Raw genomic sequence first — 25,696 nt, 5'->3', positions numbered from 1 at the left:
TCCGATCTCACCTCGTTGAGGGTTGAAGAACCGGCACTACAGTCGGGCCTCACCCAAGGATCCGAAGGCGCTGCACGACTCCGCACGGCATTCGACACACCGGGCATGCCCATCGCTCATTCCGGTCATTCCGGACACGGCAAACCGTCACTCGAAACAGCCAGCCAGGAGGTCCCCCCAACATGCCCCTGCGCCACTTAACCCCGCGTGACCAGCACCTTTTCCGGCTGTACGGCCACGGCCCGACCGTCCCCGTCCCGGACCCCCTCGTCCACCACGCCGTCGAACGGCAGGCCGCGACCGCGCCGCACACCATCGCCGCCGAACACCTCGGCGCGACGATCACCTACGGTGAGCTCGACCGCCACGCCGACGCCCTCGCCGCCCGCCTGGCGAGGGAGGGCGTACGGCCCGGCGATCACGTCGGCCTCTTCGTCCGCCGCTCGATCCCGATGCTCGTCGGACTGCTCGGCGTCCTGAAGGCGGGCGCCGCCTACGTCCCCCAGGACATCGGCCTCGCGCCCCCGGCCCAGCTCACCCACGTGGTCCGCACGGCCCGCACTCGCCTGGTCCTCACCGTCGCCGAACACGCCCACCGCGTGCCGCTGCCGGACGGCCACCGCCTGATCACGCTCGACGAGCCGCTGCCGTACGAACCCGGTCCGCGCCCGGCGATCGGCGCGGACGACGGCTGCTACGTCCTGTTCACCTCCGGCACCACCGGCCACCCCAACGGCGTGAAGGTCACCCACCGCAACGTCGCCAACATCCTCCTCACCGCCCCCGGCGACCTCGGCATCGGCCCCGGCGACCGCGTGGCCCAGCTCCTCAACATCGCGTTCGACATGGCCGCCTGGGAGATCCTCGGCTGCCTCGCCCACGGCGGCACCCTCGTCATCCGCGGCAAGGACATCGCGGCGGCGGCCCGTACGGCCACCGTGCTGATCGCCACCCCGACCGTGCTGACCGGCATCGACCCCGCGGCCTGCCCGCGGGTGCGCGCGGTCGCCGTCGCGGGGGAGCCCTGCCCACGCCCGCTGGCGGACCGCTGGGCCCGGCAGGCGGCCTTCTTCAACTGCTGCGGACCGACCGAGACGACCATCGTCAACACGATGCGCCGCCACGACCCGGCCGACCCGCTGCTCACCATCGGCCGCCCCACCCCCAACAACACGGTCTACGTCCTCGGCGCCGACCGCCGGCCGTTGCCCATCGGCGAGGTCGGCGAGATGTGGGCGGGCGGCCACTGCGTCTCGGCCGGCTACCTCGGCAACGAGGAGCTGAACGCCGAGCGCTACGCCCCCGACCCCTTCCTCGGCCCCGGCCACCGCATGTTCCGCACCCGCGACCTGGGCCGCTGGACCCCCGACGGCGAGCTCGAACACCTCGGCCGCACCGACGACCAGGTCAAGGTGCGCGGCTTCCGCGTCGAACTCGACTCCGTCTCCTCGGTACTGGAGTCGGTCGACGGCTGCCGGCGCGCGGTGACCCTGAAACGGGACGCCCGCCATCTCGTGTCGTTCGTCTGCCCGGCGGACGTCGACCCGGACACCGCCCGCCGCGCGGTGGCGGAGGCCCTGCCGTACTACTGCGTACCGTCCGAGGTCCTGCCGCTCGCGTTCCTCCCCGAGACCGACCGCGGAAAGATCGACAAACAGGCGCTGCTGCGGCTGGCCGAGGAGCGGACGACTCTTCAGGGGGCGGGCCGATGACCACGTCACTCGACCGGGAGACAGTCGAGCTGCCCCCGCTCACCAGCGCGCCCCGCCGCCTGCTCAAGCACCCGCGCCTGATGCACTACAACCGGCTGGCCGGGCTGGTGGTCCTGGCCAATCTGGCGTTCCTGTACGCCGGTTGGCCGCTGTCGACGCCGACACTGGGGCACGCCGCGATCGCCAACCTCGCCCTCGCGGTCGTCGTCCGCCAGCAGTACGTCATCAACTTCCTCTTCCGGCTGGCCACTTGGCCGTCGCCCAGTTGGCCGCTGCGGGTCCGCTGGACGCTGGGCAAGGTGTACCACTTCGGTGGGCTGCACGTGGGCGGGGCGCTGGCGGGGGCGAGCTGGTTCCTGGCGCTGGCGGTCGCGGTGACGGTAGAGGGCGGCAACTGGCCTCTGGTGGCGGTCAGTTGGACCCTGATCGCCCTCCTGGCCGTCGTCATCGCCACGGCCCTCCCTCCCTTCCGCTCCCGCCACCACGACCACTTCGAGAAGATCCACCGCTTCGGCGGCTGGAGTGCCCTGGCCCTCTTCTGGACACACACCCTGCTGTCCGGGCAGGGGCCGGTACCCGTGTCGGTCCTCGCGGTCGTCACCTTCAGCGTCGCCCTGCCCTGGCTGCGGCTGCGCAAGGTCGACGTACGGGTCGAACGGCCCTCCCGGCACGTGGTGCTGGCCCGCTTCAACTACGGCGAGACCCCGTTCGCCGGTTCCTCCACGGCGATCAGCCGCAGCCCGCTGAAGGAGTGGCACTCCTTCGCCAACGTCCCGTCCCCCGGCGAGTCCGGCTTCCGGCTCACCATCTCCCGGGCCGGTGACTGGACCGGCTCCTTCATCGACGACATGCCGTCCCGGGTGTGGGTGAAGGGCATCACCACGGCCGGCGTCGCCAACATCGAGACGCTGTTCAAGAAGGTCGTCTACGTGGCCACCGGCAGCGGCATCGGCCCCTGCCTGCCGCACCTGCTGGCCGCCGAGGTCCCCTCCCGCCTGGTCTGGGCGACCCGGGACCCCCGCGCGACCTACGGCGACGCCCTCGTCGACGAGATTCTCGACGTCCAGCCGCACGCCCTCGTCTGGGACACCTCCCGGCACGGCAAGCCCGACATGGTCCGGCTGGCTTATCAGGCGTACCGCGACTTCGGGGCCGAGGCGGTGATCTGCATCTCCAACAAGAAGCTGACCTGGCAGGTGGTGCACGGGCTGGAGCGGCGCGGGATTCCGGCGTACGGCGCGATCTGGGATTCGTAAGCCCCGCAAGCCCCGTAAGCCTCATGAGGGAGACGACCGATGAACAACCTCAAGCTCGAACGCCACGACCGCGTGGTGACCGTACGTCTGCACCGCCCGCATGTGCTGAACGCACTCGGCGGCGAGCTGCTCGCCGAACTCCTCGACGCGCTGCGCCCGTTGGACGCGGACCCCGAGGTCGGCTGCTTCGTCGTCACCGGCTCGGAGAAGGTCTTCGCGGCCGGCGCCGACATCAAGGAGATGTCCGCGAAGACGGCCGTGGAGATGGCCGCGGAGGACTACTTCGCCGCCTGGGAGGACTTCGCCGACCTGCGCACCCCGAAGATCGCCGCCGCCAACGGCCCGGCTCTGGGCGGCGGTTGCGAACTCGCGATGATGTGCGACCTCGTCGTCGCGGGGGAGTCGGCGGTCTTCGGGCAACCGGAGATCAAGCTGGGCGTGATTCCGGGGATCGGCGGCACCCAGCGGCTGACCCGCCTGGTCGGCCGGGCCAAGGCGATGGACCTGGTCCTCACCGGCCGCACGATGGACGCCCGGGAGGCGGAGGCCGCCGGCCTGGTCTCGCGGGTCGTGCCCGACGAGCGGGTCCTGCCGGAGGCCCTGGAAGCGGCCGCGACCATCGCCTCGTACGGACGCACGGCGGTCAGGGCCGCCCGTGAATGCGTCGACCGCGCCCTGGAGAGCGGCCTGCGCGACGGCATCCGCTTCGAACGCCGGGTGTTCCACGCCCTGTTCGCCACTCAGGACCAGAAGGAGGGGATGGCCGCGTTCCTGGAGAAGCGCCGGCCGCGCTTCACCGGACGCTGAGGCTCACGCAGGCCGAGGGCGGGAGCGGGCACGGGCCCCGCTCCCGCCCCGGTCAGGGACGGTCCCTGGCCAGGGGACCTCCCCGGTCAGCACTCGTAGGCGTAGTACGGCTCGTCGCCCGGTTCCAGACCGATGCGCCCGGTCGCGCCCGGACCGATCTGGATACAGTCCGGGTCCCAGCCGTCGACTTCGACGGTGGCGGAGATCGTGTGACCGCAGGCATTGTGGACGTCCGCCCACCAGGCGCCGGAGCCGACGAGCTTGGCGCAGCCCGGCTCCTTCGCCACGGCGGCCTCGGCCGCCGTGGCGGTTCCCACCGTGAACAGCACCGCCGCGGCGGCCGTGGCGAACGCGGATCGAAGATGATCTACCCGGCCGCCTTCAACGCCCGTTCCACACCTGGCTCTTGAGGCCCCAGGAACCGCGGATCGGGCCGGAAGGCGGCGTCCAGGGCGGCCTTCCCCGCCGCGACGATCTCGCGGACGCCGCCGTAGTACCAGGTCGCGTCGTGCCGGGCATCGACCCCGACGCCGTACGACGTGACACCCGCCGCCCGACACAGCGCGACCGCGCGCCGGATGTGGAAGCCCTGGCTGATCAGGACCGCCCGGTCGACGCCGAAGATCTTCTTCGCGCGCACGCAGGAGTCCCAGGTGTCGAAGCCCGCGTAGTCGCTGACGATCCGCCCGTCGGGCACGCCGTGCCGCGTGAGATACGCGCGCATCGCGTCGGGCTCGTCATAGTCCTCGCGGCTGTTGTCGCCGGTGACCAGGACGACCTCGATCCGGTCCTCGCGGTACAGCTTCGCCGCCGCGTCCAGGCGGTGGGCGAGGTACGGCGACGGCTCGCCCTCCCACAGGCCCGCGCCGAAGACGACGGCGACCTCGGTGCGCGGCACGTCCGCCGTCGTCCGCAGCCGGTCCCCCGCCACGACGTACATCCAGGTCGCCGGCAGCAGCGCCAGCACGCACCCGGCCATCACGGCCTGCACCAGCCGTCGCTGCCCGGTGCGGGTGCGCGGCAGACGGGGTCTGCGCAGACGAGGTCTGCGCGGCATCGGCAGTCGCATCGGACGGTCCCTCCCCGGTCGTCTTTCGACAGTCAGAGACGTCCTGTAAGGACCCCCGGTTCGCCGCCGACCACGTGACCAGCTTCACTTCGGGCAACGAAACCGCAGGTCATGACACCTCACACACCCCCTGCACCTCACCGTGAACCCCCGGAAAACACCCGTCATTCCTGTGCAATGGGGCGGCAACCTACCCCCGCCACCATCAGTCCATGACGGCGACGCGCAAGTCGGAAGCTCTTCGCGACGAGTCCACAACCCTCGACAGTACGGCGCACATCATGAACCGGATCACCAGCCAGCTCGCCAGCCAGCTCAGCCTCGTCTCGATCGACGGCCGGCGGCGCCCCGAACCGCCCGCGCCAGGGCCTGTGCCGGAGGTGGCGCCTGCCGGCCGACGCCTGGCACGCTCCCCCGCTGCCTCAAGGGCGCGGGAGGTGCCCCCACAGGCCCTGGTCGTCGTAGCCCACGGCAGCCGCGACCCGCGCACGCTGAGCACCGTCCGTACGCTGCTGGACCACGTCCGCGAACTGCGCCCCGGCCTGCCCGTGCACCTCGGCCACATCGAGCTGAACGAGCCCCTGCTCCCCGACACGCTCGCCTCCCTCGGCACCGGCGAGGCCGTCCTCGTACCGCTGCTGCTCAGCCGCGGCTACCACGTCAAGCGCGACATCCCCGAGATGGCGGCCGCCTCTCCGGCCCGCACCCGCGTGGCCGCCCCGCTCGGCCCGCACCCGCTGCTCGTGGAGACCCTCTACGCCCGTCTGGTCGAGGCCGGCTGGCCCACCCGGATGAACGAGCCCACTCGCCGCTCCACCGCGGTCGTCCTCGCCGCGGCCGGCTCCCGTGACCCGGAGGCAGCCGTAGACACCCGCCGCACCGCCCACCTGCTGTCGGAACGCCTCGGCGTCCCGGTAGTCCCCGCGTACGCGTCAGCCGCGACACCCACGGTCGAGACGGCGGTACGGGCCTTGGCGGCCCGAGGCCGCCACCGAGTAGCCGTGGCTTCTTACTTCACAGCCCCGGGCTTGTTCGCCACGCAGTCCGCAGAGGCGGCTCCCTGGACAGCCTCGGCCCCGCTCGGCACCCACCCCGCGATGGTCCGCTTGATCCTCCACCGCTACGACCAGTCCTTGGCAACGGCGACGACTACGGAACCGGCCCTGGCCTCGGCGTAAAAACGCTGGGTAGGTAGAGCTGCCCAGGGGCGCGGGGCTGTATCGATGTGCGGCTCCGCCGCGTGGGCGCGACCAGCCCAGGACAACCCGCACACGCCCCACAACAGAACCCGGCAGATCCGTAGGCGCATTACTGTCAAGACATGGCAGGCACCGCACCCCCCGGCTACGACCCGACGTCAGTCGCCCGCTGGGCCGGCGAACCAGACAAACGCCCCGGCCGCACCGCCTTCCAACGCGACCGCGCCCGCGTCCTGCACTCCGCCGCCCTCAGAAGACTCGCCGGCAAAACCCAAGTGGTAACGCCCGGCACGATGGGCCAGGCCTGGGACGCCAGCCCCCGCACCCGCCTCACCCACTCCCTGGAGTGCGCCCAGGTGGGCCGAGAACTGGGTGAAGCCCTCGGCTGCGACCCCGACCTGGTCGAGGCGGCCTGCCTCTCCCACGACCTGGGCCACCCGCCCTTCGGCCACAACGGCGAACAGGCACTCAACGAATTCGCCGAGGACTGCGGCGGCTTCGAGGGCAACGCCCAGTCGCTGAGGCTCCTCACACGCATCGAACCCAAACGGTTCACCGCCGAAGGCTCCGTCGGCCTCAACCTCACCCGCGCCGCCCTGGACGCCGCCACCAAGTACCCCTGGCCCCGAGGCGCCCACCCCACCGACCCCAAGTCCCCGAAGTTCGGCGTCTACGACGACGACCGCCCGGTCTTCGACTGGGTCCGCAAGGGCGCCCCCGGCACCCGCACCACCTTCGAGGCCCAGGTCATGGACTGGGCCGACGACGTGGCGTACTCCGTGCACGACGTCGAGGACGGCCTGCACGCCGGCCATATCGACCCCAACTGCTTGCAGGCCGAGCCCGAGAGACGGGCGATCTTCGCGGTCGCCATCGGGCGGTACGTCGCCGCCGACACCGACCCCGCCGAACTGGCCGAGGCCCTCGACCGGCTCCTCGCCCAGGAGTGGTGGCCGCACGGCTACGACGGTACGGCCGTCGCCCAGGCCCGCCTCAAGGACGCCACCAGCCAGCTCATCGGCCGCTTCTGCCTCGCCGCCGAGGGCGCCACGCGCGCGGCGTACGGCACCGGGCGGCTGACGAGGTACGGCGCCGAACTCGTCGTACCGTACGAAACGCGCCTGGAGTGCGCGGTCCTCAAGGCGGTCGCCGACCGTTACGTCATGCAGCGCGCCGAGCAGGAGCGGCTGCGGGCCGACCAGCGGATCGTGGTCGCCGAGCTGGCCCAGGCGCTCACCGTCCGGGCTCCCGACGGCCTCGACCCGCAGTTCCGCGCCCTGTTCGACCGGGCGCCGGACGACCGCGCGCGCAAGCGGGTGATCGTCGACCAGATCGCCTCCCTCACCGACGTGTCGGCCCGCTCGCTTCACGCTCGTCTGACGGGGCACCAGTGATGCTGATGAGACATGAGTGAACCGAGACACGCCCGAATGTGACCCTCCGTGGCCTGAACGGGCCACTCCCTCTTCCCGCATCACCCTGCGTGCGGGACGCTCGCATGTGGCGGCACCCTTACGAGGAGGCATCAAGTGGTCGACGCGGATCAGACATTCGTCATCGTCGGAGGCGGTCTCGCCGGCGCGAAGGCGGCCGAGACGCTCCGAGCGGAGGGCTTCACCGGCCGCGTGATACTGATCTGCGACGAACGCGACCACCCGTACGAGCGCCCTCCCCTCTCCAAGGGGTACCTGCTCGGCAAGGAGGAGCGCGACAGCGTCTTCGTGCACGAGCCCGCCTGGTACGCGCGCAACGACATCGAGCTGCACCTCGGCCAGACCGTCGACGCCATCGACCGGGCCGCGAAGACGGTCCGCTTCGGTGAGGACGGCACGGTCGTCCGCTACGACAAACTGCTGCTCGCGACCGGCGCCGAGCCCCGCCGCCTGGACATCCCGGGCACGGACCTCGCGGGCGTCCACCACCTGCGCCGCCTCGCCCACGCCGAACGCCTCAAGGGCGTCCTGGCCGCCCTCGGCCGGGACAACGGCCACATCGTGATCGCGGGCGCCGGCTGGATCGGCCTGGAGGTCGCGGCGGCGGCCCGCGAGTACGGCGCCGAGGTCACCGTCGTCGAGCACAATCCGACCCCGCTGTACGGGGTCCTCGGCCCCGAGCTCGGCAACCTCTTCGCCCAGCTGCACCACGAGCACGGCGTCCGCTTCCACTTCGGCGCGAAGCTCACGGAGATCGTCGGCCAGGACGGCATGGTGCTGGCCGCCCGCACCGACGACGGCGAGGAGCACCCCGCGCACGACGTCCTGGCGGCGGTCGGCGCCGCCCCACGCGTCTCCCTCGCGGAGGCGGCGGGCCTGGAGATCGCCGACCGCGCACACGGCGGCGGGGTCGTGGTCGACGAGCGCCTGCGCACCTCCGACCCGGACGTCTACGCGGCCGGCGACGTCGCCGCCTTCCCGCACCCCCTCTTCGACACCCGGATGCGCGTCGAACACTGGGCCAACGCCCTCAACGGCGGTCCGGCGGCGGCCCGCGCGATGCTCGGGCAGGACATCACCTACGACCGCGTGCCCTATTTCTTCTCCGACCAGTACGACATGGGGATGGAGTACAGCGGGTGGGCGCCCCCGGGGACGTACGACGAAGTGGTGATCCGGGGGGACGCGGGGAAGCGTGAGTTCATCGCCTTCTGGGTGAAGGAGCACCGGGTGCTGGCCGGGATGAACGTGAACGTGTGGGACGTCACAGAGCCCATCCAGCAGCTGATTCGCTCCAAGGCTCAGGTGAACACGGAGGCGCTCGCGAACCCGCACGTTCCGCTGGACAGTCTGATCTCGTGACCCGACGAGGCGATCGACTGTCACAGCACCACCGTAGAATTCACGCGTGGCAGGACGGATCAACGACGAGGACGTGAAGGCGGTACGGGACGCGGTCCCGATCGACGCCGTGGTGTCCGAGTACCTCCAGCTGCGCAACGCGGGCGGTGGCAACCTCAAGGGCCTGTGCCCGTTCCACGACGAGAAGTCGCCGTCCTTCCAGGTCAGCCCGAGCAAGGGGCTCTTCCACTGCTTCGGCTGCCAGGAGGGCGGCGACACCATCACGTTCGTGATGAAGGTCGACCACCTCTCCTTCTCCGAGGCGGTCGAGCGCCTCGCCGGCCAGGCCGGCATCACCCTGCGCTACGAGGAGGGCGGGTACAACCCCGCCCACCAGCGCGGCGAGCGGATCCGCCTGGTCGAGGCCCACAAGATCGCCGCCGAGTGGTACATGGAGCAGCTGGCCGGCAGCCCGGAGGCCGACACCGGCCGCAAGTTCCTCGCCGAGCGCGGCTTCGACCAGGCCGCCGCGGAGCACTTCTCGGTCGGCTACAGCCCCCAGGGCTGGGACCACCTCACCCGCTACCTCCGCGGCAAGGGCTTCACCGACAAGGAGCTGGTCCTCTCCGGCCTCTCCCAGGAGGGCCGCCGCGGCCCCATCGACCGCTTCCGCGGCCGCCTGATGTGGCCCATCCGCGACATCGGCGGCGAGGTCGTCGGCTTCGGCGCCCGCAAGCTGTACGAGGCGGACAACGGCCCCAAGTACCTCAACACGCCCGACACGGCGATCTACCGCAAGTCCCAGGTCCTCTACGGCATCGACCTCGCGAAGAAGGACATCGCCAAGTCCAGCCGCGCGGTCGTGGTCGAGGGCTACACGGACGTGATGGCCTGCCACCTCGCCGGCGTGACCACCGCCATCGCCACCTGCGGTACGGCCTTCGGCGGCGACCACATCAAGATCCTCCGCCGTCTGCTGATGGACAACGGCTCGGCCCGCGTCATCTTCACCTTCGACGGCGACGCGGCCGGCCAGAAGGCGGCCCTGCGCGCCTTCGAGGACGACCAGAAGTTCGCCGCCGAGACGTACATCGCGATCGCGCCGGACAACATGGACCCCTGCGAGCTGCGCCTGGCGAAGGGCGACGAAGCGGTCGCCGACCTGGTCGAACCCCGCACCCCGCTCTTCGAGTTCGCGCTCCGCCAGATCGTCGGTCGCTACGACCTGGACACCCCGGCGGGACGGGCGGCGGCGCTGGACGAGGCCGCCCCCATCGTCGCCCGCATCAAGAACACCGGTGCCCAGCACGAGGTCGCCGTCCAGCTCGCGGGCATGCTCGGCATCCTCGACACGCAGTTCGTCGTCAAGCGCGTCGCCCAGCTGGCCCGTTGGGCCCGCGACCGCGGCGGCAAGGGCCCGGCCCCGGCGCGGGGCTCCCAGCAGCAGTACGACGCCCCGCCGCGCCCCGCGATGTCCGGCCCGGCCCTCAACCTCCGCAACCCGGTCTACGCCACCGAACGCGAACTCCTCAAACTCGCCCTCCAGCGCCCCGAGCTGGTGTCCCCGGCCTTCGACGCGTACGGCGTCGACGAGTTCACCGCCCCGCCCTACGCGGCCGTACGCCAGGCCGTCATGGACGCCGGCGGCGCGGAGTACGGCACGCAGGACCCGCAGGAGTACCTGGTCCGGGTCCGCGACGCGGCCCCCGACGACGTCGTCCGCGCGACGGTCACGGAGCTCGCGGTCGAGGCGATCATGCGCAAGACGGTCGACGAGCACTACGCGGGCGACCAGCTCGTCACGGTCCGCCGGCGCGCGGTCGAGCGCCGCATCCGGGAGATCCAGGGCACCGTGAGGCGCCTGGAAGCGGGCGGTGATCCGGCCCAGCTGGCCGCGGCGAAGAACGAACTGTGGGTCCTTCAGCAGTACGACCGGGCCCTTAGGGACCACGGAGCCGCAGCTCTCTGAGCGTGTCGCGTCCGGCAGGGTAACCACGGTGTCACGGACCGGACTCAAAAAGTCACCGCACGCCCCTCGTGGCGGCGATGTGTCGTACTCCACACTGGGTTCCGGTGCCTGAGTCCTCGGAGCGCGGCCGATCCGTCCCCGGCGGGTCCCACACCCCCGCGGTTCCGCTCATCGCGTACGGGACGGACAGCGGCGAGGCCGCCGACTCCGCCCCCGAAGTACCGCTGCCGCACACCTCAGCAGCGATCATCCTGGAGGTCGCCCCCGTGCAGACCCAGACCCTCACCCAGACCGACGTCAGTACGGACGGCGCGGAACCTGATACGGAGACCGACGTTCTCGTCGCGGTCCCGCCGCAGAGCCGTGTCGTGCACCACCCCGAGGCGGAGCCGGAGGGCCCGCCCGCCGAAGCGCTGGAGAGCGCCGAGGCCCCCGAGCCCGTGGAGGTCGCCGAGGTCCCCGAGCCGCCCCGCGCCAAGGCCGACACCAGCGGACCCTCCTCGGACCTGTTCCGCCAGTATCTGCGGGAGATCGGCCGCATCCCGCTGCTCACCGCGGCCGAGGAGGTGGAACTCGCCCGCCGCGTCGAGGCCGGCCTGTTCGCCGAGGAGCGGCTGCGCCTCGCCCCCGACCTGGACAGCCAGCTCGCCCTCGACCTGGACAAACTGGTCGTCATGGGCCGTATGGCCAAGCGCCGCCTGATCGAGGCGAACCTGCGGCTGGTGGTGTCCGTGGCGAAGCGGTACGTCGGCCGCGGGCTGACCATGCTCGACCTCGTCCAGGAGGGGAACCTGGGCCTGATCAGGGCGGTCGAGAAGTTCGACTACGCCCGCGGCTACAAGTTCTCCACATACGCCACCTGGTGGATCCGCCAGGCCATGTCCCGCGCCCTCGCCGACCAGGCCCGCACCATCCGCGTCCCGGTCCATGTCGTCGAACTCATCAACCGGGTCGTGCGGGTACAGCGCCGCATGCTCCAGGAACGGGGCTACGAGCCGACGCCGCAAGAGGTAGCCGCCCACCTCGACCTGCCGCCCGAGCGCGTCAGCGAGGTCCTGCGCCTCGCCCAGGAACCCGTCTCCCTGCACGCCCCGGTCGGCGAGGAGGACGACGTCGCCCTCGGCGACCTCATCGAGGACGGCGACGCGGCCAGCCCGGTCGAGTCGGCGGCGTTCCTGCTGCTCAGGGAGCACCTGGAGGCGGTGCTGTCGACGCTGGGGGAGCGGGAACGGAAGGTCGTCCAGCTCCGCTACGGCCTGGCGGACGGCCGCCCGCGCACCCTGGAGGAGATAGGCCGCATCTTCGGCGTGACGCGGGAACGGATACGGCAGATCGAGTCGAAGACGCTGAACAAGCTGAGGGACCACGCATTCGCGGATCAGCTAAGGGGCTATCTGGACTGATGCCGCCTGCGGGCCGGTGGGGGCTGGTCGCGCCCACGCGGCGGAGCCACAAATCGATACAGCCCCGCGCCCCTCAGGTCGGTCCAGCTGCCGTCGGTCGCATGCCGCCGTAGCTGCGGGCAGTCGTGCCGCTGGGGTGGTGCCCGTCCCCAAGAGAGCGCCACCCCGCGGGCGGGCGAGTGCGCCCACCCGGCCTCAGCCCCCACGCCGGGCAGCGAACTCAGTCGACCTCAGCCACCGCTTGCGCGAACTGCGCCTTGTACAGCCGCGCATACGCACCATCCGCGGCAAGCAGCTCGGCATGCGACCCCTGCTCGACGATCGCCCCGTTCTCCATCACCAGAATCGTGTCCGCGTCCCGAATCGTGGACAACCGATGCGCGATCACGAACGACGTACGCCCATGCGCCAGTTTCGCCATCGCCTTCTGGATCAGCACCTCGGTCCGGGTGTCCACCGAACTCGTCGCCTCGTCCAGCACCAGGATCACCGGGTCGGACAGGAACGCCCGCGCGATGGTGATGAGCTGCTTCTCACCGGCGCTGACCCCGCTGCCCTCACCGTCGAGCACGGTGTCGTAGCCGTCGGGCAGCGTCCGGATGAACCGGTCCGCGTGGGCCGCCCGCGCCGCCTCCTCGATCTCGCCCCGGGTGACGTCCCTGGACGCCCCGTACGCGATGTTCTCGGCGATCGTCCCGCCGAACAGCCAGGTGTCCTGGAGCACCATGCCGACCCCGGCCCGCAGTTCGTCCCGGGACATCTTCGCGATGTCGACGCCGTCGAGGGTGATGCGTCCGCCGGAGACGTCGTAGAACCGCATGAGCAGGTTGACCAGCGTGGTCTTGCCGGCGCCGGTCGGGCCGACGATGGCCACCGTCTGCCCGGGCTCGACCTTCAGCGAGAGGTCCTCGATCAGCGGCTTCTCGGGGTCGTACCGGAACGACACGTGCTCCAGCGCCACCCGCCCGCGCAGCTCCTCGGGCTTCACGCCCGGCACCGGATCCGCCTCCTGCTCCTCCGCGTCCAGGAGTTCGAAGACCCGCTCGGCCGAGGCGACACCCGACTGCACGAGGTTCGCCATCGACGCGACCTGCGTCAGCGGCATCGAGAACTGCCGCGAGTACTGGATGAAGGCCTGCACATCACCGATGGACAGCGCACCGGCCGCCACCCGCAGCCCGCCGATGACCGCGACCAGCACGTACGTCAGGTTGGACACGAACATCATCAGCGGCTGCATGATCCCGCTGTTGAACTGCGCCTTGAACCCCGCCTCGTACAGCGCCTCGTTCTGCTCGGCGAACTGCTGAGCCGACTCCTCCTGACGCCCGAACACCTTCACCAGGGCGTGCCCGGTGTACATCTCCTCGACGTGGGCGTTGAGCTTGCCGGTGGTGCGCCACTGCTGCACGAAGTGCGGCTGCGACCGCTTGCCGACGCGCGTGGCGACGACGTACGACAGCGGCACGGTGACGAGGGCGACCAGCGCCAGCAGCCACGACACCCAGAACATCATCACGAGCACGCCGATGATGGTGAGCACCGAGTTGATGAGCTGGCCCATCGACTGCTGGAGCGTCTGCCCGATGTTGTCGATGTCGTTGGTGGCCCGGCTGAGCACCTCACCGCGCTGCCGCTTGTCGAAGTACGACAGCGGCAGCCGCGACAGCTTCGTCTGCACGTCCTCGCGCATCCGGTACATGGTCCGGTTCACGGCGGTGTTCACCAGCCGTGTGGCCACCAGCATCAGCAGACCGGCGACCATGAACACGACGAGCGCGAGCAGCAGCACATTCCCCACGGCGGCGAAGTCGATGCCCTTGCCCGGCGTGAAGTCCGTGCTCCGGAGCATGTCGGCGATCGAGCCGTCGCCGCGCTCGCGCATCGACGCGAGGACCTCTTCCTTGGTGTCCCCGGCCGGCATCTGCCGCCCGATGATCCCCGCGAAGACCAGGTCGGTCGCCTTGCCGAGGATCTTCGGCCCTACGACCGACAGGCCGACGCTCACGAGCACGCACAGCAGCAGCGCGTAGATGGTCAGCCGCTCGGGTCTGAACTGGGCGACGAGCCGTTTGCCCGACCCCTTGAAGTCCAGCGAGTGATGGTCGGGGCCGGTCCCGGCCATCATCCGCCCTGCAGGCCCCGCCATCAGGCAGCCTCCGCTTCCGTCAGCTGGGAGAGCACGATCTCCCGGTAGGTCTCGTTGTCCGCCATCAGTTCGTGGTGCCGTCCGGTGCCGACGACCCGCCCCTCGTCGAGGACGACGATCCGGTCGGCGTCCCGGATGGTCGCGACCCGCTGGGCGACGATGACGACGGTCGCCTCGGCGGTCTCGTCGGCGAGCGCCGCACGCAGGGCCGCGTCGGTGGCGTAGTCGAGCGCGGAGAAGGAGTCGTCGAAGAGGTAGATCTCCGGGCGCTGGACGAGGGTGCGGGCGATGGCGAGGCGCTGGCGCTGACCGCCCGACACGTTCGTGCCGCCCTGCGCGATCGGCGCGTCGAGCCCGCCCTCCAGCCGCTCCACGAAGTCCTTGGCCTGCGCCACTTCCAGCGCGTGCCACAGCTCCTCGTCGGTGGCGTCCGGATTGCCGTAGCGCAGGTTGGTCGCCACCGTGCCCGCGAACAGGTACGGCCGCTGCGGCACCATCCCGACCGTCTTCGCCAGCAGGATCGGGTCGATGGTCGCCACGTCCACGCCGTCGACGAGCACCTCGCCGTCGGTCGCGTCGAACAGCCGCGGCACCAGCCCGAGCAGCGTGGACTTGCCGCTGCCGGTCGAGCCGATCACGGCGGTCGTCTCGCCCGGCCGGGCCACCAGGTCGACCGACCTCAGCACCGGCTCCTCGGCCCCCGGATAGCGGAAGCCCGCTCCGCGGAGCTCGAGACGGCCGCGACGGCGCAGCTCGCGCACGGGAGCCGCCGGCGGCACCACGCTCGACGAGGTGTCCAGAACCTCCTGGATGCGCTCGGCACACACCTCCGCGCGCGGCACCATCATGAACATGAAGGTGGCCATCATCACGGACATGACGATCTGCATCAGATAGGCGAGGAACGCGGTCAGGCCGCCGATCTCCATCCCGCCGCTGTCGATGCGGTGCGCGCCGAACCACACCACGGCGATCGACGACAGGTTCACCACCGTCATGACCATCGGGAACATCAGCGCGAGCAGCCGGCCGGTGCCCAGCGCCATGTCGGTCAGATCGGCGTTCGCCTTCCGGAAGCGGTGCTGCTCGTACTCGTCCCGCACGAACGCGCGGATCACCCGGTTGCCGGTGATCTGCTCGCGCAGCACCCGGTTCACCGTGTCCAGGCGCTCCTGCATGGACCGGAACAGCGGGCGCAGCCGACGCACGATCAGCGTCACGCAGACGCCCATCACCGGCACCACAGCGACCAGCACACCGGACAGCGGCACGTCCAGACCGAGCGCCAGCACGATGCCGCCCACGCACATGATCGGCGCCGACACCATCAGCGTGAACGTCATCAGGGCCAGCATCTGGACCTGCTGGACGTCGTTCGTCGTCCGGGTGATCAGCGAGGGCGCGCCGAACTGGCCCACCTCACGCGCCGAGAAGGACTGCACCCGGTCGAAGACGGCGGCCCGGACGTCCCGGCCGAGCGCCGAGGCGGTCTGCGCGCCGTAGTACACCGCACCGATGTTGCACACGACCTGGACCAGCGAGATACCGATCATCAGGGCGCCGTAGGTGAGGATGTAGCCGGTGTCCCCCTTCACCACACCGTCGTCGATGATGTCCGCGTTCAGCGTGGGCAGGTAGAGGGTGGCGCAGGTCTGCAGGAACTGCAGCAGCACGAGCAGGGTGATGGGTCTCTTGTAGGGCCTGAGATAGGTTCGCAGGAGTCGTATGAGCACGCTGTGTCTCTCGGTGTCGATGGCGGGGCCGGATGGTTGCCCCTGGCCCCTATCGTCGAACACTCCACCCGCGTTACCTCAACCGATTAAGCCGACAGCATGGCTTCGTACGGCCTTATGGGGACGACATGGATGCGACTCCTACCGGACTCTTACGTTCCGGTACGTCCGGAACGCCCCCGGCGCTATGACCGGAACGCCCCCGGATGCGTCTGCTCCCGCACCGACACGAACTGCTGCCGCACCGCCTGCCCGACCGCCAGCTCCTCACCCGGCTCCAGCACCTGCGCGGCCGCACCCTGCCAGGCCGGCGGGGTGCGCGGGTCGAGCGTGCCCTGCGACACGCCGAGCGCCCAGGCCGCCTGCCGGGCGGCACCGATCGCCGCGTAGTCCGCGGGCTGCGGTACGACGACCTGGGTCCCGAACAACGCGGGCGCCGCGGCCTGCACGGCCGGCAGCTCGGCCGCCGCCCCCAGCAGAAAGACCCGCCGCACGTCCACGCCCCGGCCGCGCAGCACGTCGAGCGCGTCCGCGAGCCCGCACAGCATGCCCTCGAAGGCGGCCCGCGCCAGATGCTCCGGCTTCATCGACTCGCGCCTGAGGCCCGACAGGGTCCCGGCGGTGTGCGGCAGGTTCGGCGTCCGCTCACCCTCCAGATAGGGCAGCAGCACCAGCCCGTGCGACCCCGGCGTCGACTTCATCGCCAGATCGGACAGGCTCTCCAGATCGGACAGCCCGAGCATCTCGGCGGCCCCGCGCAGGGTCCGTACGGCGTTCAGCGTGGTGACGACCGGCAGATGCATGCCGGTCGCGTCCGCCAGGGCGGTGATCATCCCGGACTGGTCGACGAGCGCCTCGGGGTGAATGGCCATCACGGATCCGGAAGCTCCCAGGGAGACCACCGCGTCCCCGAGACCGAGGCCGAGCCCGAAGGCGGCGGCCATGGTCTCGCCCGTCCCGGCGGAGATCAGCAGCCCCTCCGGGGTCGTACCGGCGGCGTCGGAGGGCCCGATCACCTCGGGCAGCATCGCCTGGTGCCCGAGCGCCAGCTCGACGAGATCGGCCCGGTAGGCACCGGTGGCCGCCGACCAGTACCCGGTCCCGGAGGCCCCGCCCCGGTCGGTGGTTCTCCTGACCGGCCGCCCGAGCAACTGCCACACCAGCCAGTCGTGCGCCTGCATCAGGACGGAGGTGCGCAGGGCGGCATCTGGCTCGCTCTTGGCGAGCCAGCGCAGCTTGGTCACCGGCTGCGCGGCCTGCGGCACACAGCCCACCGCCTGCGCCCACGCCTCGCGCCCGCCGAGCGCGTCGACGAGATCGGCCGCCGCGACCTGCGCCCGCTTGTCCCCACCGACCATCGCCGGCCGTACGGTGCCCCCCTGTGCGTCCAGCGGCACCACGGCGTTCTGCTGCGCGGACACGCCGATGGCCTGCACACCTTCGAGCAGCCCGCCCCCGGCCGCCTCGCCCAGGGACAGCAGCCACGCCTGTGGATCGACATCGGCAGGCCGACCGCCGCCCTCGGTGTTCTCCACCGGGTGCGGCGCGTATCCCTGCCTGAGCACGGAACCCGTGTCCGCATCGCAGACGACGATACGAGTGAAATCGGGCGAACTGTCCAGCCCGGCGACTATCCCCATGGCCAAAATTCTGCCGTACCGCGGCGTCGGCTTGGGCCATGGGCGCCGTAGGGGTGGCTGTGGTTCGGTGGGTGCGGGTGCTTCGTGGCTGGTCGCGCCCGCGTGGCGGAGCCGCAAATGCTCACGGCCCGTGCCCCTTGGGCTTGCGGCTGTACTCGGCGTCGAAGAGGTGCCGTTAAGTGTTGCTTGTGCCCCAGTCGTCCTCGCCTGTGCCGTTCGTGTTGCGCTCGCGCAGGGAGCGGACCCGCTGGGCCACCGAGTCGGGAACCCGGTCCCCCACCTTGTCGCTGACCACGTGGTACGCCTTGCCGGCGAACTGGCGGCCCTGCTGCGCGGCCGACTCGGCGGTGTTGCGGACGGCGGGGTTCTGGGCGACCTGCTGGGCGGACTTCTTCAGCTGCTCGTAGCGCTCGCGTCCGGCCCTCGTGCCCAGCACGTAACCCAGAGCGAGTCCGACGACGAACGTGAGCCGGTAGCGCATGACGGCCACCCTTCCCTCGTGTAGGTCTCCGGTGCGACATCGGTGCCAGGGGGGAACCGATTGGCGGAGCACCCCCCTGCTTGCGCTAATGTATGTGTCGCAGCGAGCGCCCGCCTTCTGGTGAATACCCAGGTAGGTACGTTCGATGCAACGAGGCATTCCTCCGTAGCTCAATTGGCAGAGCAGCCGGCTGTTAACCGGCAGGTTACTGGTTCGAGTCCAGTCGGGGGAGCTCGGTCCTCCGTAGCTCAATTGGCAGAGCAGCCGGCTGTTAACCGGCAGGTTACTGGTTCGAGTCCAGTCGGGGGAGCATGCTGAACGAGGACCCCGTAGGGGTCCTTTTTCATGTCCGGGGGAACCGCTCGGGGCGCGGCGCAGTCCTTCAAGGTCGTGAAGGCCGCGCGAAGTCGACCATCCGAAGCAGGAGATCGTATGAGCGGCTATGCTGCGGCAGACGGCGCGCACACATGTACGCGACACGCCGCTATGGGGCGGTAGCTCAGCCGGTTAGAGCAGCGGACTCATAATCCGTCGGCCGTGGGTTCGAGTCCCACCCGCCCCACTTGGACAAGCGTTCGAAGAACCGCTGTCACCAGCAATCCGAGCGTCCCGACTGGTTTAGACCAGATGGGGCGCTCAGTCGTTTCCGGCGCCCTGCGTGAGCGATGCGTGAGCGGCTGTGTCAGACGGCAGCGGACGGCGGGCCCGCGGCACGATGCCCTCAGCGTTCCTCGCCACCTCCTGGTCGACCTGGGGGAGGAGAGTGGTGTACGTGTCGGACGCCAGCTGGATCGTCCCGTGCCGCAGGGTCTCCTTGATCGCGTGCAAGTCACCACCGCCCGCATGGATCAGCGTCGCAGCGACATGACGTAGATCACGAAGATTGATCGGCGGCAACTCCGCCTCACGACACAGCCGGCGGAACACGTCCGACACCTTCTCCGGATGCAGCCAGCCGCCGTCCTCGTCGACGAACACCTTCCCCGTCTCCTGCCAGGGAAGGCCCGTGTCGAGGTACGCCTGGCGTTCAGCCTGCTGCCGGACGCGGTGCTCGGCCAGAACTTGCAGCGTCGCCGGCCCGAGAGCGATGGTCGCCGCGCTGCCCTCCGTCTTCGGGTCGCTCTCCACCGGAGTCCATCCGTCCTGGATGATCGTCTTAGAGACCGTCAGCTGGGCCTTGGCGAAGTTGATTCCGGACCAGTCCTGCCCGACGGCCTCGCCGCGACGGAGGCCCCGGAAGGCGATCAGGTGGAACAGGGCATAGAGACGGTCAGCCTCGGCATGGTCGAGGAACTCGCCGACCTGAACGGGTGTCCACACCATGACGCCTGACGGCTTCTCACCGGTCTTCTGCCACCGCTCTACATGCTCGGGTGTCCAGAGCACCGCCTTCGGCCGCTTGCCCGAGGCCAGTTCGACGTGAGAGGCCGGGTTGAAGGTGAGCAGCTGCTGCGAGATCGCCGCGTTGAGCGCGGACCGCAGCGTCGCACGGATCCGCTGTTGCGTCGCCGGGCCGGTGACCCGCCGGTACGGAGGCAGCGCGTCCAGCTTCGCGCGCTCGACCGCGAGCCGAGCCGTCTCGGACGCCGGCGGCCGGGACGGCTTGCCCCACGTCGCTCGTGTCTGCTGCTCGCGCCGCTGCTGATTCTCCGCCTCGATCGTCTCGTTCTGGGTGTCGATGGCGTCAAAGAACTCCACCAGGTGACCGACGTTGAGACGGTCGAGCAGGATGTGCCCGATGCCCGGCTTGAGGTGGACACGGATGTGCGAGCTGTACCCGTTGAGCGTGCTCTTCTTCCGCTTCTTCGACTCCCACCACTCGTCCAGCCAGTCCCCGACGGTCAGCTTCGACGTGAGCGGCTGGCCGGCGCGGAACCGGCGGCGCGTCTCGGACAGGTCGGGCAACGGGGCGTTCTTGTTCTTGCTGACCGCCTCGAGCAGGTCACCGATCTTCGTCTGCGCTTCCAGGTCGTCTCCGGGAGCGAGAGCGAGGAGAGCGCGGATCTGGTCCAGCGCCTCCTGGGCGTCCTTGGCGGTGCCGTAGCCGGAACGGGAGAAGGAGCGCCGGCCACCGTCGGCACGTGGCGGGAGCTCCTGTCGTACCGCCCATACTCCGTGGCGCCTGCTCGACAGCTGCGGGCAAGACTTGTTCAGTGCCTTGCCGTCTCCGGCGCGGCAGTAACAACGGCGGTACGTCGAACCCTTCATGAGCTACCCCTCACCCTCCCAGGCCTTGAGTCGTTCCTCAAGATCGTCAATGGTCTTCATCAGGACCGCGCGGTCCCTACTATTCAACGTCGTCGACTCGGCCGTCTTTTTCATCTCTTCGAGATGCTGACGGTTCCACTCCAGAAGCTGGTCGCGCGTAATCGGAGGATTAAGACTCATTTTCTCACGCCAGCGCGGGCCGTATTTGGCGTTGAGTTCAGACTGTCGATTCAGGGACGCCCGGGTCATTGCGCGTAGCTCCCCCTCGGCCGCCTCCAACTCGGCGGCTGCACGAGCGGCGTGTGCAGCGGCCGCAGCCGCTCTGGCCTGCGCGACCTGCATGTCTTCCCTGGCTCTGACCTCTTCCATCCGAACTGCTGCCAGCTGTGCTGACGCCTCGTCGCGGCGCCGCTGGGCGGCCTTCGCTCTCGAGATGATTTCGTCGACGTCCATTTGCTCGGGATCTTCTGCGGGAGCATCAATGGACTGTGACAGCATTTGGGAGACGGTCGTCCCCAGAGCTTGGGCGATGAGGTCTGCTTCCTGCAGTCGAAGCGCCCTCTGTCCTGATTCGATTTTGGCGATCGTTTGCTGGTAAAGCCCCCCTCCCAGCTCTGCTACCCGCTCCGCCAGTTCCGATTGGGACAGGTCTAGGAGCGCCCGGCGACGTCGCATCTGGCGCACAAACATGTCCTCGGCCATGCGGCCTGCGGCCGCTGTCTCCTCAGCGCTCAACGCAATCAACATCCTTCATACGCAACACGCTACATCCTGATGTTGTTGTTGCGATACACCGCCACCGGGTACATACTCATGGTGTTCAACGCCAACACCGTGAGGGGGTTGAGCGGTGTCAGAGCTGCTCGAAACCGAGGTGCCGACGTACCTGACCACGAAAGACGTGGCAGCCAGGTACCGCACGGCGCCCAGCACAGTCCGCTACTGGAGGCATGTCGGCTACGGGCCCAAGGGCATCAAGGTCGGTCGTCAGGTCCTCTACTCGCTCGCCGAGATAGACCGCTTCGAGAAGGCGCTGGCTGACAAGCCGGCCAAGGAATCCGCGTGACGGCCCCGGCCCTCTCGATCGCCGAGATCCTCGACCAGCCCGCCGTCGTCCCGCTGTGGCCGACCGTCGGCCGGGCCCTGGGACTCGCCGAATCCACCACGTACCAGCTGGCAGCCCAAGGCCGGCTGCCCATCGAGGTCATACCGCTCGGGCGTCGACGCGTCGCCCGGACCATCGACCTCCACCGCTTCCTCGGGCTCGTCCCGCAGGAGAACGGCACCGCTCCGACGTACCAGGCCGGAGCGTCCGCCGGAAACGACGAAGGGCCCGGGTACCAGCCGGGCCCTCCAGTCGAGCAAGCCATCCCTACCGCGAAGTAAGAAACGAGCAGCTCTATGGACACCAGAGTAACCGCGGCGTCAACGGCGACGTCGACCCCGACCGAACAGAGCATCACCGCGTTCGCCCTCGCCGAGATCGTGACCGACGCGGACACCGGCCAGCCCACCTTCTGTATCGCCACCGACCAGCAGCTCAGCGACTTCCAGGCCGCCACCCCCGCACGGGGCCTCGCCGCCGCCGAGAAGCTCCGCGAAGACGCCGACCGCATCGAGGCCCTCGCCAACGAGTACGCGGCCACCGTCGTCATACCGGCGTTCATCGAGCAGTACGCCATCGAGCTGGAAGAGCTCGATATGGCGAAGCTCTTCGAGGACGCCCCCGACCTCGCCGCGGCCTTCCAGGCATTCAGCGCGGTCAAGAACGACGGCAGCATCATCGTCGCCGTCCCCAAGGGACAGGCCCCCATAGCGCGGCTCACCGCCATCCGTGAACTCGTCCTCGACCTGCAGAAGCAGGCGGCCCAGGCGTGACCAGTTCGCAGAACACCGAGACGGCCGGGGGTGTAGCTACACCCACCCCCGGCCGCCCGGCCAGCGACAAGCAGCGGCCCGAGTGCGGCCACTGGCTCGGCGCCGAGCGGCGGCACTGCCGCGAGGTCGGCGGCGTCCGCCGCTACCTGCCCGGCCTGCGCTGCCCGGCCCACACCCCGAACGCACTGAGGGGCCTGCCCGAGATTCCGCCCGGCCCCGGCTGGCCCATCTTCCGCGAGGAGACGCCGTGACGCGCACCGCGCAGCAAACCTTCTGGTCAGACCAGGCCCTCGCCCGCGCACGCGAGGTCGCGGGCGACGGCCGCACCATCGCCGTCGTCAACGACTTCCCCGACGGCGAACAGTGTTCCTGGTGCGACTGCTCTATCGAGGCCGTCGTTGGTGACGCAGACGGGCACCACTGCACCGGATGCCCGCAGCCCGCCGGATCAGTGCTTCGCGTTCACAACGGAACGCAGGTCCGCCGGGACATTCCCGTCTGCGAGGCGCACCGCGACGACGCCGTCGTGTTCGTCTTCCGGGTGCTCGGGGCTTCTCGGTGACCGGTCACCGCCCCGGCCAGTGGCCGGCCGACGAGCCCATCGACCTCGACGTGGTCCAGCACGACTACGCCGACGACGAGGTCGGCCTGTACCTGAAGCGCGCCGCTGAGCGCGGGCGCCGCGAGATCGTCCTCGGATCCATCAAGGCGCACCTCGAAGAACAGCCCACCGCGAACGCCGTCCAGTCGGCTGCCCGGCACTGGATCAGCGACATCACCGCCATCGGCGACGAGGTCGCCAAGGCCAAGCGAAGTACCTGAACGGTGGGGCGCCCGCGCCTGGGGGCAACGCCCGCCCCACCCCACGAACCACCTGGCCAATGCTCGAAGAAGAGAGCCGTTCGTGACTGACACCATCGCCTTCAACCGGCTGGCGGATTTCCTCCGCGACCGAGGCGAACCCACGCGCTACCAGGGCGGCAAGCTGCGCACGCGCGGCGTCTGCCACGACGGTGACTCCCCCGACACCGTCGCCATCAGCCGCATCCCCAAGGGCGTCGCCGTCTACTGCCACAAGTGCCAGGGCAACGCCGAGTTCCTCGCCGTCCTCGGGTGGACCGAGGCCGACCTGTGGGACGAGCCCCTCGAACGACGGCAGGACCGCCCGGCCGACGACACGTGGATCCCGTGCCGGGACCGCGGCAAGGACAAGGGCGGCCCCGGGCACAAGCGGGTCGCGCAGTACGTCTACCGCGACGAGAACGGCGCCGTCGTCCACGGAGTCACCCGCTGCGACCATAAGGACTTCGCCCAGTGGAGGCCCGACCCCACCACCAAGTCCGGCCGCCGCTGGAGCCTGAACGACAGGGACGGCAACCGGCTGGTGCCCCTGGTGCCGTACCGGCTACCCGAGCTGCTCGCCGCGAAGGAAGCCGACCGCGTCATCTTCGTGTGCGAGGGCGAGAAGGACGTGCACGCCCTCGTCGACCACGGGCTCGTCGCTACCTGCAACGCGGGCGGCGCGGGCAAGTGGACAGCCGATCACGCCCGGTTCTTGGAGGGCATGGACGTCACGATCGTCGCGGACCGTGACCCCAAGGGGCGAGAACACGCTCAGCTCGTCGTCGAGACGCTGCGCGGCGTGGCCCGCACGGTCTACGTCGTGCAGGCCAGGACCGGCAAGGACGCCGCCGACCACTTCGCCGCCGGACACACCGACAGCGAGTTCCACCAAGTGTGGGCGCCCATCCCGCACCCGCAGGACCCGGCGGTGACGGCGTGACGTCGGCACCGAACTGGGCGGAGGACGTGTCCGGCGACGGGGATTCCGTCAATTCTGTCAGGCACTTCCCGGGGGCCTGGGATGAGCCCATCTCCATCGACCGTCCCACCCTCACCCCGTTCCCCACCCACCTCCTCGGCGCGGATCTCGCGGCCGTCGTGAACGCCGTGACCGAGCAGGTGCAGGTGGCGCCAGACATCCCAGCCATGATCTCGCTCGCCGCCATCTCGGCAGCCGTGGGCGGGCGCGCACAGATCCGCATCCGCCCCGGCTGGTCGGAGGCCTCGTCCCTGTGGACTGCCACGGTCGCCGGCGCGGGCGAACGGAAGAGTGCCGCCGAGGGCCCGTTCAGCGACGCGCTCCGCCGCATCGAGAAGAAACTCCGCGAGGAGGCGCTGCCCGAGATCGAGGAGGCCGAGCAGTTCCTCAAGGTGGCACAGGCCCGCCTGGAGGACGCCGAGAAGGCCGCGATCAAGGCGAAGCCGGACGTCTTCAAACTGAAGATGGACGAGGCGAAGCTCGCCAAGCGTCAGCTGGCCGAGGTCGGCCCGGTCCCCGCACTGCCCCGCCTGTTGTTCGGCGACATCACCCCCGCCGCGATGCCGCAGAAGGCGTCCATGCAGGGCGGCCGTATGGCCGTCATCCACTCCGAGGGCACGCTCATCAAGCAGATGGGCGGCCTCTACAACAGCGGCGCCTCCGACACCGGATTCGCCCTCGACGCTTACGACGGCAAGGCCATGCCGGTCGACCGGATCGGCCGGGACTCCATCGAGATGGAGAGCGCACACCTCGCCGTCGGCCTGCTCGTCCAGCCGATCATCCTGGAGCAGCTCGGCCGCAAGAAGGACGACGAGATGCTGCACAACGGCTTCGTGCAGCGCTTCCTCTACAGCTTCCCGGCCTCCCGGCTCGGCTACCAGGACCCGCGCGGCTCGGTCGCCATCCCCGGCGAGCTGATCGACGACCTCGAACGCCGCCTCCACAACCTCGTGAATAACCTGTGGAAAAGCTCCCTGGTCCGCGTAGTGGACTTCACCGACGAGGCCAGCGAGGCCATGTACGTCTTCCAGGAGAGCCTGCAAGAGCGGCTCCGGCGCGGCGGCGACCTGCACCAGATGGCCTCATGGGCGAGCAAACTCCCCGGGAAGATCGCCCGCGTCGCCGGACTGCTCGCCCTGTACACGGACGCCCACGCCAAGCACGTCACGGCCGAACAGTTCCAGGCGGCCGTCGCCCTCGCCCCGTACTTCATCCGGCACGCCCGCCTCTGCCTCGACCTGATGGGCGCCAACCGTGAGGGCCAGCTCACCCCGGCCCGCGACGTCCTGGAGTGGCTGCGCCGTCGCAAGGCTGACCAGATCCGACTGCCGTTCAGCGTGCGGGACGCGCAGCGGGGCGTGGACGGGAACGCCTGGGGCCCGGACGGAGTGACCTCCGAGACCGTGCACGACGCGATCAGGGTCCTCGTCGACCGCGGATGGGCGGCGCCCATGCCCGAGGAGGCCCGTGCAGAGGGACAGAGAGGGCGGCGCCCGTCGCCCAAGTTCCTACCGCACCCCCTCATTTGGGACAAGTCATGGCGAAAAGAAGAAGAAGAAGTCTCTGATACACACCTAAGGAGTGCCTGACAGA

24 protein-coding genes and 3 tRNA genes are annotated in these 25,696 nt (G+C 70.0%); 19 read left to right on the top strand and 8 right to left on the bottom strand.

Annotated elements, in window-relative coordinates:
- The first annotated feature begins 182 nt into the window (after positions 1-182).
- Genes ABT063_RS02335 through ABT063_RS02325 form a run of 3 tightly spaced genes read left to right on the top strand, consistent with a single transcriptional unit; the run spans position 183 to position 3,775 of the window.
- Positions 183-1,712, top strand: coding sequence for an amino acid adenylation domain-containing protein (locus ABT063_RS02335; RefSeq protein WP_351055163.1), 1,530 nt, complete (start codon positions 183-185; stop codon positions 1,710-1,712).
- Positions 1,709-2,968 (top strand): FNR domain-containing protein, encoded by a 1,260-nt coding sequence (locus ABT063_RS02330; RefSeq protein ID WP_351055162.1) that lies wholly within the window; start codon positions 1,709-1,711, stop codon positions 2,966-2,968. Before ABT063_RS02335 ends, ABT063_RS02330 begins: the two co-directional genes overlap by 4 nt.
- A gap of 39 nt (positions 2,969-3,007) precedes the next feature.
- Positions 3,008-3,775 carry an enoyl-CoA hydratase-related protein gene (locus ABT063_RS02325; protein WP_351055161.1) on the top strand — a complete coding sequence of 256 codons (768 nt, stop codon included), beginning with the start codon at positions 3,008-3,010 and terminating at the stop codon, positions 3,773-3,775.
- Between the two features lie 86 nt (positions 3,776-3,861).
- Here ABT063_RS02325 and ABT063_RS02320 read toward each other — a convergent pair whose 3' ends face one another.
- Positions 3,862-4,092, bottom strand: coding sequence for a hypothetical protein (locus tag ABT063_RS02320; protein WP_351055160.1), 231 nt, complete (start codon positions 4,090-4,092; stop codon positions 3,862-3,864).
- A 50-nt stretch (positions 4,093-4,142) separates the two neighbouring features.
- A complete protein-coding gene (locus tag ABT063_RS02315; protein WP_351055158.1) occupies positions 4,143-4,844 on the bottom strand; it encodes a SanA/YdcF family protein in 702 nt (233 codons plus the stop codon).
- A 212-nt stretch (positions 4,845-5,056) separates the two neighbouring features.
- Here ABT063_RS02315 and ABT063_RS02310 point away from each other — a divergent pair, with 212 nt between their 5' ends.
- The 5 genes from ABT063_RS02310 (at position 5,057) to ABT063_RS02290 (ending at position 12,189) form a co-directional block, all read left to right on the top strand.
- Entirely contained in the window at positions 5,057-6,022 is a 966-nt protein-coding gene (locus ABT063_RS02310) for a sirohydrochlorin chelatase (protein ID WP_351055156.1), read from the top strand.
- A 143-nt stretch (positions 6,023-6,165) separates the two neighbouring features.
- Entirely contained in the window at positions 6,166-7,437 is a 1,272-nt protein-coding gene (locus tag ABT063_RS02305; RefSeq protein WP_351055155.1) for a deoxyguanosinetriphosphate triphosphohydrolase, read from the top strand.
- A 135-nt stretch (positions 7,438-7,572) separates the two neighbouring features.
- Positions 7,573-8,838 (top strand): NAD(P)/FAD-dependent oxidoreductase, encoded by a 1,266-nt coding sequence (locus tag ABT063_RS02300; protein ID WP_351055154.1) that lies wholly within the window; start codon positions 7,573-7,575, stop codon positions 8,836-8,838.
- A gap of 46 nt (positions 8,839-8,884) precedes the next feature.
- Positions 8,885-10,786 carry a DNA primase gene (gene dnaG, locus ABT063_RS02295; protein WP_351055153.1) on the top strand — a complete coding sequence of 634 codons (1,902 nt, stop codon included), beginning with the start codon at positions 8,885-8,887 and terminating at the stop codon, positions 10,784-10,786.
- 104 nt (positions 10,787-10,890) lie between these two features.
- On the top strand, positions 10,891-12,189 hold the full coding sequence (locus ABT063_RS02290; RefSeq protein WP_351055152.1) for an RNA polymerase sigma factor: 1,299 nt from the start codon (positions 10,891-10,893) through the stop codon (positions 12,187-12,189).
- Positions 12,190-12,409: 220 nt separating this feature from the next.
- On the opposite strand, the gene ABT063_RS02285 is transcribed toward ABT063_RS02290, so the two are convergent.
- From ABT063_RS02285 to ABT063_RS02270, 4 genes are all read right to left on the bottom strand, one after another.
- On the bottom strand, positions 12,410-14,338 hold the full coding sequence (locus tag ABT063_RS02285; RefSeq protein ID WP_351055151.1) for an ABC transporter ATP-binding protein: 1,929 nt from the start codon (positions 14,336-14,338) through the stop codon (positions 12,410-12,412).
- Positions 14,338-16,071: an ABC transporter ATP-binding protein gene (locus ABT063_RS02280; RefSeq protein WP_351055150.1), complete on the bottom strand. Its 1,734-nt coding sequence runs from the start codon at positions 16,069-16,071 to the stop codon at positions 14,338-14,340. Before ABT063_RS02280 ends, ABT063_RS02285 begins: the two co-directional genes overlap by 1 nt.
- 185 nt (positions 16,072-16,256) lie before the next feature.
- Entirely contained in the window at positions 16,257-17,711 is a 1,455-nt protein-coding gene (locus ABT063_RS02275; RefSeq protein ID WP_351055149.1) for a xylulokinase, read from the bottom strand.
- A gap of 175 nt (positions 17,712-17,886) precedes the next feature.
- Positions 17,887-18,192, bottom strand: a complete 306-nt coding sequence (locus ABT063_RS02270; RefSeq protein WP_351055148.1) for a YtxH domain-containing protein — start codon at positions 18,190-18,192, stop codon at positions 17,887-17,889.
- A gap of 159 nt (positions 18,193-18,351) precedes the next feature.
- On the opposite strand from ABT063_RS02270, the gene ABT063_RS02265 reads away from it, so the two are divergent.
- The 3 genes from ABT063_RS02265 to ABT063_RS02255 all read left to right on the top strand — a co-directional run bounded on the left by ABT063_RS02265 (position 18,352) and on the right by ABT063_RS02255 (position 18,754).
- Positions 18,352-18,424 (top strand) — tRNA-Asn (locus ABT063_RS02265).
- A gap of 5 nt (positions 18,425-18,429) precedes the next feature.
- Positions 18,430-18,502, top strand: a tRNA-Asn gene (locus ABT063_RS02260).
- A 178-nt stretch (positions 18,503-18,680) separates the two neighbouring features.
- A tRNA-Ile gene (locus ABT063_RS02255) sits at positions 18,681-18,754 on the top strand.
- Positions 18,755-18,828: 74 nt separating this feature from the next.
- Here ABT063_RS02255 and ABT063_RS02250 read toward each other — a convergent pair.
- Together ABT063_RS02250 and ABT063_RS02245 are read right to left on the bottom strand one after the other, a co-directional pair.
- Entirely contained in the window at positions 18,829-20,400 is a 1,572-nt protein-coding gene (locus ABT063_RS02250; protein ID WP_351055147.1) for a site-specific integrase, read from the bottom strand.
- A gap of 3 nt (positions 20,401-20,403) precedes the next feature.
- Positions 20,404-21,135 (bottom strand): helix-turn-helix transcriptional regulator, encoded by a 732-nt coding sequence (locus tag ABT063_RS02245; protein WP_351055146.1) that lies wholly within the window; start codon positions 21,133-21,135, stop codon positions 20,404-20,406.
- Positions 21,136-21,250: 115 nt separating this feature from the next.
- Here ABT063_RS02245 and ABT063_RS02240 point away from each other — a divergent pair, with 115 nt between their 5' ends.
- The 8 genes from ABT063_RS02240 to ABT063_RS02205 all read left to right on the top strand — a co-directional run bounded on the left by ABT063_RS02240 (position 21,251) and on the right by ABT063_RS02205 (position 25,692).
- Positions 21,251-21,466 (top strand): helix-turn-helix transcriptional regulator, encoded by a 216-nt coding sequence (locus tag ABT063_RS02240; RefSeq protein WP_351055145.1) that lies wholly within the window; start codon positions 21,251-21,253, stop codon positions 21,464-21,466.
- Complete coding sequence (locus ABT063_RS02235; RefSeq protein WP_351055144.1) at positions 21,463-21,786, top strand: DNA-binding protein; 324 nt, start codon at positions 21,463-21,465, stop codon at positions 21,784-21,786. The genes ABT063_RS02240 and ABT063_RS02235 overlap by 4 nt, the downstream gene beginning before the upstream one ends.
- A gap of 15 nt (positions 21,787-21,801) precedes the next feature.
- Positions 21,802-22,278, top strand: a complete 477-nt coding sequence (locus ABT063_RS02230; RefSeq protein WP_351055143.1) for a hypothetical protein — start codon at positions 21,802-21,804, stop codon at positions 22,276-22,278.
- A complete protein-coding gene (locus tag ABT063_RS02225; protein ID WP_351055142.1) occupies positions 22,275-22,529 on the top strand; it encodes a hypothetical protein in 255 nt (84 codons plus the stop codon). Before ABT063_RS02230 ends, ABT063_RS02225 begins: the two co-directional genes overlap by 4 nt.
- Complete coding sequence (locus ABT063_RS02220) at positions 22,526-22,840, top strand: hypothetical protein (protein ID WP_351055141.1); 315 nt, start codon at positions 22,526-22,528, stop codon at positions 22,838-22,840. Before ABT063_RS02225 ends, ABT063_RS02220 begins: the two co-directional genes overlap by 4 nt.
- Positions 22,837-23,100 carry a hypothetical protein gene (locus ABT063_RS02215; protein ID WP_351055140.1) on the top strand — a complete coding sequence of 88 codons (264 nt, stop codon included), beginning with the start codon at positions 22,837-22,839 and terminating at the stop codon, positions 23,098-23,100. The genes ABT063_RS02220 and ABT063_RS02215 overlap by 4 nt, the downstream gene beginning before the upstream one ends.
- An 82-nt stretch (positions 23,101-23,182) precedes the next feature.
- The gene (locus tag ABT063_RS02210) at positions 23,183-24,061 is read left to right on the top strand and encodes a toprim domain-containing protein (protein WP_351055139.1); all 879 of its coding nucleotides are present in this window, start codon (positions 23,183-23,185) and stop codon (positions 24,059-24,061) included.
- Complete coding sequence (locus tag ABT063_RS02205) at positions 24,058-25,692, top strand: YfjI family protein (RefSeq protein ID WP_351055138.1); 1,635 nt, start codon at positions 24,058-24,060, stop codon at positions 25,690-25,692. The genes ABT063_RS02210 and ABT063_RS02205 overlap by 4 nt, the downstream gene beginning before the upstream one ends.
- Positions 25,693-25,696: the final 4 nt, after the last annotated feature.

Source organism: Streptomyces sp. NPDC002838 (genome assembly GCF_040295365.1).
Lineage (GTDB): Bacteria > Actinomycetota > Actinomycetes > Streptomycetales > Streptomycetaceae > Streptomyces.
The sequence above is the reverse complement of the archived record's forward strand: the minus strand, read 5'-3'. Positions and strand labels throughout refer to the sequence as shown.

Coding starts and splice junctions, on each gene's coding strand:
- ABT063_RS02335 (WP_351055163.1), top strand. CDS start 183: ATGCCCCTGCGCCACTTAACCCCGCGTGACCAGCACCTTTTCCGGCTG.
- ABT063_RS02330 (WP_351055162.1), top strand. CDS start 1,709: ATGACCACGTCACTCGACCGGGAGACAGTCGAGCTGCCCCCGCTCACC.
- ABT063_RS02325 (WP_351055161.1), top strand. CDS start 3,008: ATGAACAACCTCAAGCTCGAACGCCACGACCGCGTGGTGACCGTACGT.
- ABT063_RS02315 (WP_351055158.1), bottom strand. CDS start 4,844: ATGCGACTGCCGATGCCGCGCAGACCTCGTCTGCGCAGACCCCGTCTG.
- ABT063_RS02310 (WP_351055156.1), top strand. CDS start 5,057: ATGACGGCGACGCGCAAGTCGGAAGCTCTTCGCGACGAGTCCACAACC.
- ABT063_RS02305 (WP_351055155.1), top strand. CDS start 6,166: ATGGCAGGCACCGCACCCCCCGGCTACGACCCGACGTCAGTCGCCCGC.
- ABT063_RS02285 (WP_351055151.1), bottom strand. CDS start 14,338: ATGGCGGGGCCTGCAGGGCGGATGATGGCCGGGACCGGCCCCGACCAT.
- ABT063_RS02275 (WP_351055149.1), bottom strand. CDS start 17,711: ATGGGGATAGTCGCCGGGCTGGACAGTTCGCCCGATTTCACTCGTATC.
- ABT063_RS02270 (WP_351055148.1), bottom strand. CDS start 18,192: ATGCGCTACCGGCTCACGTTCGTCGTCGGACTCGCTCTGGGTTACGTG.
- ABT063_RS02250 (WP_351055147.1), bottom strand. CDS start 20,400: ATGAAGGGTTCGACGTACCGCCGTTGTTACTGCCGCGCCGGAGACGGC.
- ABT063_RS02230 (WP_351055143.1), top strand. CDS start 21,802: ATGGACACCAGAGTAACCGCGGCGTCAACGGCGACGTCGACCCCGACC.